The organism is Halobacterium sp. CBA1126 (assembly GCF_009741975.1).
In the GTDB taxonomy this organism is placed as follows: domain Archaea; phylum Halobacteriota; class Halobacteria; order Halobacteriales; family Halobacteriaceae; genus Halobacterium.
The window spans coordinates 1-10468 of the sequence record NZ_WPCF01000091.1 but is presented as its reverse complement, the minus strand read 5'-3'; the positions used below and the strand labels follow the sequence as shown (position 1 = coordinate 10468).

The 10468-nt window shown below is 70.4% G+C and carries 9 protein-coding genes; 7 read left to right on the top strand and 2 right to left on the bottom strand.

What is annotated here, in order from left to right:
• Positions 1 to 793: RsmB/NOP family class I SAM-dependent RNA methyltransferase (locus GJ634_RS11800; RefSeq protein ID WP_157502954.1), on the top strand; the 793-nt coding region annotated here is incomplete at its 5' end.
• A gap of 44 nt (positions 794 to 837) precedes the next feature.
• On the top strand, positions 838 to 1350 hold the full coding sequence (locus tag GJ634_RS11795; RefSeq protein WP_331714142.1) for a hypothetical protein: 513 nt from the start codon (positions 838 to 840) through the stop codon (positions 1348 to 1350).
• Here GJ634_RS11795 and GJ634_RS11790 read toward each other — a convergent pair whose 3' ends face one another.
• The gene (locus GJ634_RS11790; protein ID WP_331714141.1) at positions 1351 to 2862 is read right to left on the bottom strand and encodes a DUF790 family protein; all 1512 of its coding nucleotides are present in this window, start codon (positions 2860 to 2862) and stop codon (positions 1351 to 1353) included. It lies immediately after the preceding gene.
• Positions 2863 to 2932: 70 nt separating this feature from the next.
• Here GJ634_RS11790 and GJ634_RS11785 point away from each other — a divergent pair, with 70 nt between their 5' ends.
• On the top strand, positions 2933 to 3280 hold the full coding sequence (locus tag GJ634_RS11785) for a hypothetical protein (protein WP_157502952.1): 348 nt from the start codon (positions 2933 to 2935) through the stop codon (positions 3278 to 3280).
• Here the strand turns inward: GJ634_RS11785 and GJ634_RS11780 are convergent.
• Positions 3277 to 4635, bottom strand: coding sequence for a DEAD/DEAH box helicase family protein (locus GJ634_RS11780; RefSeq protein WP_331714140.1), 1359 nt, complete (start codon positions 4633 to 4635; stop codon positions 3277 to 3279). The genes GJ634_RS11785 and GJ634_RS11780 overlap by 4 nt on opposite strands.
• Before the next feature lie 96 nt (positions 4636 to 4731).
• On the opposite strand from GJ634_RS11780, the gene GJ634_RS11775 reads away from it, so the two are divergent.
• The 4 genes from GJ634_RS11775 to GJ634_RS11760 form a co-directional block, all read left to right on the top strand.
• Positions 4732 to 5340: a nucleotide exchange factor GrpE gene (locus GJ634_RS11775; protein ID WP_157502951.1), complete on the top strand. Its 609-nt coding sequence runs from the start codon at positions 4732 to 4734 to the stop codon at positions 5338 to 5340.
• Between the two features lie 165 nt (positions 5341 to 5505).
• Positions 5506 to 7398: a molecular chaperone DnaK gene (gene dnaK / locus GJ634_RS11770; protein ID WP_157502950.1), complete on the top strand. Its 1893-nt coding sequence runs from the start codon at positions 5506 to 5508 to the stop codon at positions 7396 to 7398.
• Positions 7399 to 7697: 299 nt separating this feature from the next.
• Entirely contained in the window at positions 7698 to 10082 is a 2385-nt protein-coding gene (locus GJ634_RS11765; protein ID WP_197425506.1) for a DUF2298 domain-containing protein, read from the top strand.
• Between the two features lie 85 nt (positions 10083 to 10167).
• The coding region (locus tag GJ634_RS11760) for a DnaJ domain-containing protein (protein ID WP_157502948.1) at positions 10168 to 10468 on the top strand (301 nt) is incomplete at its 3' end.

Genomic DNA, 10468 nt, shown 5'->3' with positions numbered 1-10468 from the left:
CGTGGTCGACGCCCTCGAAGCCGAGGGCGTCGACGTCTACGGCCGCGACTGGAACAGCGACGTGCTGGGCGTCGCCACCGGCAAACCGGGGAACACGTGGCCCTACGTCCACGGCTGGATTCACGGCCAGGAGGAAGTGTCGGCCGTGCCGCCCGCGGTTCTCGACCCGCAACCGGGAGAGGTCGTCTGGGACTCGTGTGCCGCGCCCGGCGGGAAGACCACCCAGATTGCGGCAGAGATGAACGACGAGGGGCTGGTCGTCGCGAACGACGACAACCTCGGCCGCCTCTCCGCGCTGCGCGGGAACTGCGACCGCCTCGGCGTCACGTGCGCGGCGGTGACGAACACGGACGCTCGCCGTGCGACCCTCGACGCGTTCCCGAACGTGGACGCCTTCGACCGCGCACTCGTCGACGCGCCCTGCACCTGCGAGGGCACGGTCCGCAAGAACGCCGACGCCCTCGAGGGAGCGGGCGCGAGCGCGAGCCGGAACCTCGCGGCGCTCCAGTCGGACATCCTCGAACGCGCCGTCGAACTCACTCGCGAGGGCGGGACCGTGGTGTACTCCACGTGCACGTTCGCCCCCGAGGAGAACGAGGCCGTCGTCGACAGCGCCCTCGCCGACGGCGACTGTCGGCTCGTCGAGTTCGACACCGGCCTCGAATCCTCGCCCGGAATCACGGAGTGGAACGACGAGACGTACGACGACTCGCTGACGAAGACGCGCCGCTACTACCCCCACCAGAACGACACGGGCGGGTTCTTCGCCGCGAAACTGGAGGTGACGGCGTGACTGACGACGACCGCGGTTCCAGCGAGGGCGGTGGTGACAGCGGTATCGACCACTTCCGCCGGAACAGGAGCGGCCAGTTCGACCGCCTCCCCGAGACGGACGCCGACCGGACGGTCAAAGGTCGGCCGACCCGCGGGGCCGTCGTGGACTGGTGGGTCGACCGGTTCGCCGTTCCCGAGGACACCTTCGACGAGTACACGTTCTGGGAGAAGGGCAAGGGGAAGGTCTGGGCGCTCCCCTACGACCCCGGGGAGCCGGTGCCCGTCGAGGCGCTCGGCCTGAAAATCCTGCGCACGCGACAGGAGCACTGGAAGCCGACGACGGACGCCGTCCAGCGGTTCGGCCGCGACGCCGAGCAGAACGTCCTCGTGCTCGACGAGGACCGCGCGAAGCGCTTCCTCGCGGGCGAGGAGCAGGAAGTCGAGTGGGACGGCGACTGGGGGTACCTCGTCGTCGCCCACGAGCTCGCGGGCGGCGTCGAGCCCATCGGCGTCGGCCTCTACACGTACGGCGACCTCAAGTCGATGGTGCCGAAGGGCAACCGCCGGGACCTCTAGTCAGTCTTTCTCGCGGAGCGTCCCGCCGCTCAACCCCTCCCACTCGACGCGGTAGCCGAGCCGGGAGAACAGCGTGCTCGCGTCGTCGATACCGTAGGATTCGGCGACGGCCTCGGCGTCGTCCCGGGACATCCCCGCTTCGAGTTCTGCGGCCACCTCGTCCAGCACATCGGGGCGGACGAGCGTGCGGCCGACGCGCTCGTGCTCGGGGAAGCCGACGTCCTCGACGGCGTCCTCGCTGACGCCGCGGCGCGAGGCGAGGTCCGCGAGCGTAATCGCGTCCTCGTCGGGCGCGAGTTCGTCGGGGAGCGCGGCCGCCGACTCGGCGACGAGGTCGGCTTCCAGGTCGCGGAGCGCGTCCACGACGTCCTTCACGCGCACGGTGCCCGTGTACTCGAAGACGCGGTGGTCGCGGGCTTCGACGTCCTCGCCGACGCCGAGGCTCGCGTCCACGGCCACGAGCAGCGTCTCGTCGGTGGCGTCCAGCTGGGAGAGCTTCTTCTCGACGTACTCGGGCGTCCAGAACCCCATGATCTCGAAGTAGACCCGCTCGTCGCCGAACGCGTAGTCGAACGCGAAGTCCGGCACCATGAGGCGGTCGCCCGCCGCGAGCACGTCCGGCTCGCGGACGAGCTCCCAGTCCAGGTCGAGTGACTGGAAGCGCGCGGCGAACTCGCGCTCGACCCCGCTGTCGTACTCGACGTCCGTCACGGGGTCGGCGTCCGGGACGTCGAGGTCGCCCGCCGAGAGTTCGAGCAGGCGCTCGCGGCCGCGGTCGTCGATCGTGGCCTCGACGCGCCAGTCGTCGCCCTTCGCGACCGTCCGCAGGACGCGCGCGAACCGCGTGCCGTACCGCCGCGAGCGCTCGAACAGCGCGTCCGGCCCGGTCAAGACGACCTCGCGGCCCTCGCCGCCGTCGACGGGAATGACCTCGTAGAGGAGGCCGAGGCGCTTCACCGCGGAGACCAGCCGCCGGGGGTCCGACGACCGCACCCGCATCTCGGTCGCGTCGAACAGCGCGGTCTGGGCGAGCGAGAGGTTGTACTGGGCGACCAGCGACGCGGGCGTCCAGCGGGACGAGACCTCCGCGAGGACTTCTCGGGTCTCGCGGTCGGCGTACAGCGCGTCGGCGAGCTCGTCGGGCGTCACGTCCCCGGGGAACCCCTCGGCGGCCTCGGCGAGCGCTCGCTCGCGCTCGTCGGCGTGGACGACGCCGACTTCCTCTGCGGCCGCGAACGCCGCGCGGCGCGCGGACCGGGGGTCGACGGCGGCTTCGACCTCGAAGGCGGCGTCCCGCTCCACGAGGTGCGCGAGCCCGCGCACGAGCTTGAAGTCGCGTGCCTCCTGCTCGAGGTCGGTCAGCGAGTCGCGGAGCGCGCCGCGCTCCTCGCCGACGTGGCCCTGGAAGGTCCCGAGCACGCGCGCCGCGAGGGGTTCGTCGTCCTCGCCGGCGAACTGCGGCTGGTAGCCGCCGCCCGCCCGGGAGACTCGCAGGAGGTCTTTCGTCAGCACGTCCCCGGGTTGGCGGCGCGCGCACAAAAGGATACAGAAGATTCTTGCCGGTACGCCCGGACTCGCACGTATGAACCGGCGGACGCTGCTCCGACGGACGGCCGCCGCGGGCGTCGCCCTCCCGCTCGCGGGCTGTCTGCGAACCGGCGACGACGAAGCCGGGCTGACGGTCGCGGACTCCTCGTACGAGGAGGGCGAGAGCGGCAACGTCGTGGTCGTCGTCACCGTCAGCAACCCCTCCGGCCGGGAGGCCTCGGGGACGCTGTACGTCAACACGGAGTTCGACGACGAGGCGTACACGCGCGTCCGGGAGGTGACGCTCGGCCCGAACGAGACGACGGTCGTCGAGGTGGAGTACGACGTCGCCTACGACGACGTCACGAGCGCGAACTGGAACACGGACCTCGTGGAGGACTAGCGGCGGCGGTCGGCGACGCGCTCTTCGGCGGTGTCCGCGCTCACGAGCTCGTACAGCAGCGCGCGCCCGCCGTCCTCTTTCGGCCGGAGCACGCGCCCGAGCCGCTGCGTGAACTCGCGCTCGCTGCCGCTGCCAGCGAACACCACCGCGACGTTCGCGTCCGGGACGTCCACGCCCTCGTCGAGGACGTTCGCAGTGACGACGCGGGAGTAGTCGCCGCTGCGGAACCGCTCGAGGACGCGTCGGCGCTCCTCGGCGCCCGTCTCGTGGGTGATGGCGGGCAGCAGGAACCGCTCGGAGAGCCGGTAGACGAGGTCCGTCGACGCCGCGAACACGATGACGCGGTCGCGGCGGTGGCGGTCGAGGAGGGCTTCGAGCCGGCGGACTTTCGCGTCGCTCTCGCGGACGATGCGGCGCGCGCGCTGCTTGGCGAGGAGGGCTTCCCGGGCCTGCGGGTCGTTCCCCGAGCGCTTCACGAGCTCCTGGTAGTCGCTGCCCGAGCGCAGTTGGACGTTCGACTGCTGGAGGTAGTCCGTGAACGTGCCCTGCGCGGCCTCGTAGCGCTCGCGCTCCTCGTCGGTGAGCGGGACTTCGAGGCGCTTGACGTCGTACTCCGCGAGGTGGTCGCCCGCGAGGTCCTCGGCGGAGAGCCGGTAGACGACGTCCCCGACCAGGTCCGCGACGACCTCGTGGGCGTTGTCCGGGCGCTCGAACGTCGCGGTGAGGCCGAGGCGGGCTGGCGCGGCGAGCAGGCGGGCGATGTTCTGGAACTCGTCGCCGCCGAGGTGGTGGACCTCGTCGAAGACGACGAGCCCGAACCGGTCGCCGAGGTCGTCCGCGCGGAGGTACGCGGAGTCGTAGGTCGCGACCGTGACGGGGCCGACGGTCTGCTCGCCGCCGCCCAGCTGCCCGATGTCGCAGTCGAACTCGGTGCCGAGTTCGCGCTTCCACTGCGTCAGCAGGTCGATGGTCGGCACCACGACGAGCGCCGACTGGCCGACCGCCTCGATGGCCTTCAGGCCGATGACCGTCTTCCCGGAGCCGGTGGGGAGTTCGAGCACGCCCCGCCGGTCGTTCTCGGTCCACGCGTCGAGGGCGTCCCGCTGGTAGTCCCGGAGCTCGTACGCGGACTCGACGGCGAGAGCGTCGGCGTGGAGGGCGTCGTCCTCGTAGGGAATCTCGCGGGCGTCGAGGTACGCGACGAGGTCCGCGTACGCCATGGCCGGCGCTCGCCCGGTCTCCGTGCGCTCGTCGTACTCGACGCCGGGCAGGCTGGCGGCGCCGTCGGTGGGCGGGCCGTCGCCGTCGTGCTCGACGCGGAGCGTGCCGTCCTCGAACGCCAGCCGGACTGTCACAGCCGGGGGGTAGGGAGCGGACGCTCATTAGTCGTCGGACTCGGCGGCTGCGGGCGTCCCGAAATCCGTAAACCCGAGTATCCGTTTCCTACGCACATGAGCAACGACGCCGAGCAGGCTGCGGACGCCGACGCCGACGCCGACGCGGCGGACGCCGGCGAGGAGTCGCTGGCCGAGCGCGTCCGCGAGCACGACGAGGACCTCGGCGACGAGGTCGCCGAGCTCGAGGACCGCGTCGCGGAGCTAGAGGACGACCTCGCGGCGGCGGAAGCCGAAGTCGAGGACCTCACGGAGCGACTGCAGGCCAAGCAGGCGGACTTCCAGAACTACAAGCAGCGCGCGAAACAGCGCCAGGAGGACATCCGGGAGCGCGCCACCGAGGACCTCGTCGAGCGCCTGCTGGACGTCCGGGACAACCTCGGCCGCGCGCTCGACGAGGAGTCCGGGGACGTCGACAGCCTCCGCGAGGGCGTGAAGCTCACGCGCAAGGAGTTCGACCGCGTGCTCGACGCGGAGGGCGTCTCCGAGATCTCGCCCGCGGAGGGCGACGACGTGGACGCCCAGCGCCACGAAGTGATGATGCGCGTGGACAGCGACCAGCCCGAGGGCACGGTCGTGGACGTCTACCGGTCGGGCTACGAGATGGGCGGGAAGGTGCTCCGGCCCGCGCAGGTCACGGTCAGCGAAGGCGGCGACGGGGAGTGAACGTTCGACGGACGGCGGACCGATAGCCCACCGGTTCGACATAAATCCGCCGGCCCGTTTTTCCGGTAGTTCGGAAAACCGCACGAGGGGAGCGACCCGGCAGTTCGTGGTACTCGCTGTCACTAGCAAGGCTTAAAGGGAAAACGCGGCTTACAAACGGGTAACATGGCAAGTGAGAAGATTTTGGGCATCGACCTCGGCACCACGAACAGCGCGTTCGCGGTGATGGAAGGCGGTGACCCCGAAATCATCGTCAACAGCGAGGGCGACCGCACCACGCCGTCGGTGGTCGCGTTCGACGACGGCGAGCGGCTCATCGGCAAACCGGCGAAGAACCAGGCCGTCCAGAACTCCGAGCAGACCGTCGAGTCCATCAAGCGCCACATGGGCGAGGACTACACGGTCGAACTCGACGGCGAGGAGTACACGCCCGAGCAGATCTCGGCGATGATCCTCCAGAAGATCAAGCACGACGCCGAGGAGTACCTCGGGCAGGACGTCGAGAAGGCGGTCATCACGGTGCCCGCGTACTTCAACGACAAGCAGCGCCAGGCGACGAAAGACGCCGGCGAGATCGCGGGCTTCGAGGTCGAACGCATCGTCAACGAGCCGACCGCGGCGTCGATGGCGTACGGCCTCGACGAGGACCGCGACCAGACCGTCCTCGTCTACGACCTCGGCGGCGGCACGTTCGACGTCTCCATCCTCGACCTCGGCGGCGGCGTCTACGAGGTCGTCGCGACCAACGGGGACAACGACCTCGGCGGCGACGACTGGGACCACGCCATCATCGACTACCTCGCCGACGAGTTCGAGGACGAACACGGCATCGACCTGCGCGAGGACGAGCAGGCCCTCCAGCGGCTGAAGGACGCCGCCGAGGAGGCCAAAATCGAACTCTCCTCGCGGAAGGAGACGACCGTCAACCTCCCGTTCGTCACCGCGACCGACTCCGGGCCCGTCCACCTCGAACAGGACATCACCCGCGCGAAGTTCGAGAGCCTCACCGAGGACCTCATCGAGCGCACCGTCGGCCCGACGGAGCAGGCCCTCGAGGACGCCGGCCTCGACAAGGACGACATCGACGAAGTGATTCTGGTCGGCGGCTCCACGCGGATGCCCCAGGTCCAGGAGAAAGTCGAGGAACTGGTCGGCCAGGAGCCGAAGAAGAACGTCAACCCCGACGAGGCCGTCGCGCTCGGCGCGGCCGTCCAGGGCGGCGTGCTCTCCGGCGAGGTCGACGACATCGTGCTCGTCGACGTCACCCCGCTCTCGCTCGGCATCGAAGTGAAGGGCGGGCTCTTCGAGCGCCTCATCGAGAAGAACACCGCCATCCCGACGACGGCGTCGAAGGTGTTCACGACCGCCGCGGACAACCAGACGAGCGTCCAGATCCGCGTCTTCCAGGGCGAGCGCGAGATCGCCGAGGAGAACGAACTGCTCGGTGACTTCCACCTCACGGGCATCCCGCCGGCGCCCGCGGGCACCCCCGAGATCGAGGTCACGTTCGAGATCGACGCCGACGGCATCGTGAACGTCGAAGCCGAGGACAAGGGCTCCGGGAACGCCGAGTCCATCACCATCGAGGGCGGCGTCGGCCTCAGCGACGAGGAGATCGAGGAGATGCAGGAGGAGGCCGAACAGCACGCCGAGGAGGACGAGCAGCGCCGCGAGCGCATCGAGGCCCGCAACGAGGCCGAGACCGCGATTCAGCGCGCGAACAACCTCCTCGAGGAGAACGAGGAGATGGTCGACGAGGACCTGGAAGCCGACGTGAACGAGGAGATCGAGAACCTCCAGGAGCTCCTCGACGAGGACGAGGTCGACCCCGACGAGCTCGAGGACGCCACCGAGTCCCTCAGCAAGACCCTGCAGGAGATCGGCAAGCAGGCCTACCAGCAGGAAGCGCAGGCCGGCGCCAGCGGCGCCGGCGCGGCCGGTGCAGGCATGGGCGGCATGGGTGGCATGGGCGGCGCCGGACCCGGCGGCGACGCCGACGACGACGAGGAGTTCGTCGACGCCGACTTCGAAGACGTCGAGGAAGACAGCGAGGAGTAACCGCGACTCGCTGTCTTCCTCGGCACGGGAGACGAGCGTAGCGAGTCTCCCGGTGTCCGAGATTCCGGCGAACGGAGTGAGTCGGAATCTCGGGGTTGGACGACGAGCACCGCGAGTCGTCCAGCGTTTCGAGAAGTGAGTACAGCGAGCTTCTCGAAGACGACGCGGACGAGTAACGCGAGTCGAGTCGTCCGCTTCGGCTCGGAACGCCCGCTGACTGTCGCTTCTCACCGCCGTTTTCCGCTCGCTGCTGCGCCGAGGACAGAAGGTTTATGCGCGGCGTGGTCCGCCACTTCGATATGTCAGGCGCCGCCGTCGTCGCCCGCTGGCTCGTCGTGTACGGCGCGTTCCTCGTGGCCGCGTTGCCGATAGCGCGGCTGCTGTTCCCGTCGGCGCCGGACGACGGCGCGGGGCTCGCGATTCCGATCGCGACCGTCGTCGTGACGATGGTCGCGTTCTACGTCGGGCAGTTCAGTTTCGGGCCGTGGACGGCGCTGGTCGGCGTCGCGGCGCTGGTCGCGCTGGGCGCCGTCGGCCACCGGCTCGCGCGGCGGCGCGGGCTCGCGGACTACGACTGGAACCGGGTCGCGGGCGCGTTCGCCGTGTTCGCGGTCGGGTTCGGGTTCGTGCTCGCGCTGCGGTCGATGGACCCCGTGATGAGCGGGTGGGGCGGCGAGAAGTTCCTCCACACGGGGCTGTTGAACGCGGTGCTGCGCGCCGAAGCACTACCGCCCGAGGACATGTGGTACGCGGGGAGGCCGGTGCGGTACTACTACGGGCTGCCCGTGTTCAACGCGGTGGTGGCGTTCCTCACGGACACGAGCGTGAAGTACGTCCACAACGTCGCGCTCGCGGGGTACTTCGGGACGCTCGTCGTGGGCGCGTACTCGCTGTGCGGGTGGATCACGCGGGACCGCGGCTACTCGCGCCGACTCGGCGGCGCCCTCGGCGTGTTCTTCGTGGCGTTCGCCGGGAACGCCGTCACTATCGTGCGGTTCGCGCTCGGTCAGCTCCCCCGGGACCTCGCGGTGAAGTGGGGACGGGCGGCGTTCAACCTGAACCGCTCGGACTACCCCCAGATTCTGTTCGAGCAGTCGTCGCTGTCCACGTGGGGCTGGTGGGACACGCGCTACGTCGTCGAGGGCACGCTCCAGGAGTTCCCGCTGTACTCGTTCGTGAAGGCGGACATGCACGGCCACACGGTCACCACGGGGTTCCTCGTGCTGTCGGCGGCGCTGGCGTACGCCTACGTGCAGGCGCCGGCGACCGCCCGGAAGCGCCGCGCGGGCCTGCTGTTCGGCGGGCTGGGCGCGGTCGCGGGCTACTTCGGCGTGACGAACACGTGGTCGCTGCCGAGCGCGGTCGGCATGGCGTGGCTCGCGGTCGTCTACGCCGGCCCGCACCCCGCGACGCTCGTGCCGGGGAATGCGGGCGACCGGCTCCAGTCCGTCGCGCCAGCGGGAGAATCGCGCCCGTTCGCTGGTGCTCGCGGAGGCGTGGCGGACCGTGCTCGCGGCGGTGGTCGCGGCGGGCGTCGGCGTCGTCGCTACGCGCTCGCGTCGCCGTTCCTGCTCGCGAGCGTCCCGCCGAACGAGGGCATCGGGCTGTTCCCGCCGCGGACCACGGCCGCGGGCGTGCTGCTCATCTACGGCGCGCTGCTCGCGCTGTTCGCGACGTACCTGTTCACGCGGCGCACCGGAATCGAGGACAGCGACGCGACGGCCGTGGCGAAGGCGCTGGGCGCGGTCGCGCTCGTGGTCGGCGTCGGCGCGCTCGCCGGCGACCTCGGCGCCATCGTCGTCCTCCTGCCGGTGGTCGCGGGCGCGTGGCTCGCGATGCGCGTCCGGGCGTCGGCGGGCTTCGAGGCGATGCTGGTCGTCGGCGGCGTCGGCCTCGTGCTCGCGATGGAACTCGTCCACGCCAAGGTCCACCCGTTCGAGCTCGCGCGCTGGAACACGACGCTGAAGGTCGCCATCCAGGGGTGGGTGTTCTGCGGGCTCGCCGCAGGCCCCATCGCGGCGATGCTCGCCACCGACGTGCGGGACGCCGCGCCCTCCCTCGCCGACCTCCGGGACCGCGGCGCGACGACTGGTGCGGCCGCCGTCTCGGTGGTGCTCGTGGTCGTTCTCGTCTCGTCGTCGCTGTTCGCGCCGCTGGTCGTCGCGACCGACATCGTCGGCCCGTACCAGGACGGCGAGGACCCGTCGCTGGACGGGTACGAGGACCACCGCGCCGCGCACCCCCAGCAGGTCGCCGCCATCGAGTGGTTCGAGGACGAGGTGAGCGCCACCCAGTCCGTGCTCTGGATGGAGCGAGAGACCGGGACGCCGCCGTTCGTCGAGAAGCCCGGGCTGAGTCGCGGCTGGCAGAACCCCGTCTCCACGCTCACGGGGCTGCCGACGGTCGCGGGCTGGTTCCACGAGACCGGCTACCGCGGCGACGCCCCCTACTACCAGCGCGTCGACGACGTCGGCATCATCTACGAGACCACCGACGACCGCTCGCGCGCGGTCCTCCTCGACAAACACGACGTCCAGTACGTCTGGGTCGGCCCGCTCGAACGCGAGGAGTACGACGTCGCCGCGCTCGGGGACGACCCCGGCATCGAGGCCGTCTACGCCAACGACGCGGTGACCGTCTACGAGGTCGACCACGGCGAACTCGTCGACCACGCCGCCGCGTAGACGACCCGGATTCGGCGGCGTCGAAGCGCCCAACGCCGGCAAGCGGGCGTTTCAAGTGTCTCAACGGGATACGTACGCACAACTGATGAGCGAGGACTTCTACGACGTGCTCGGCGTCTCCCGGGACGCCTCCGAGGACGAAATCCAGCGGGCGTACCGCGAGAAGGTCTCGGAGTACCACCCGGACGTCAACGACGACCCGGACGCCGAGGAGAAATTCAGGAAGATACAGAAGGCCAAGGACGTCCTCACCGACGACGAGAAGCGCCAGCGCTACGACCAGCTCGGCCACGAGCGCTTCAAGGAAGCCGAGAAGCGCGGCGCCGACGGCGGCGGTGGCGCGGGCGGCATGGGCGGCGGCCCGTTCGGCGGCGGCGGTGGCGGCG

What these genes read in the sequence shown, in the direction of transcription:
- GJ634_RS11785 (WP_157502952.1), top strand. Translation starts at nt 2,933, where the DNA reads ATGAACCGGCGGACGCTGCTCCGACGGACGGCCGCCGCGGGCGTCGCC.
- GJ634_RS11775 (WP_157502951.1), top strand. Translation starts at nt 4,732, where the DNA reads ATGAGCAACGACGCCGAGCAGGCTGCGGACGCCGACGCCGACGCCGAC.
- GJ634_RS11765 (WP_197425506.1), top strand. Translation starts at nt 7,698, where the DNA reads ATGTCAGGCGCCGCCGTCGTCGCCCGCTGGCTCGTCGTGTACGGCGCG.
- dnaK (WP_157502950.1), top strand. Translation starts at nt 5,506, where the DNA reads ATGGCAAGTGAGAAGATTTTGGGCATCGACCTCGGCACCACGAACAGC.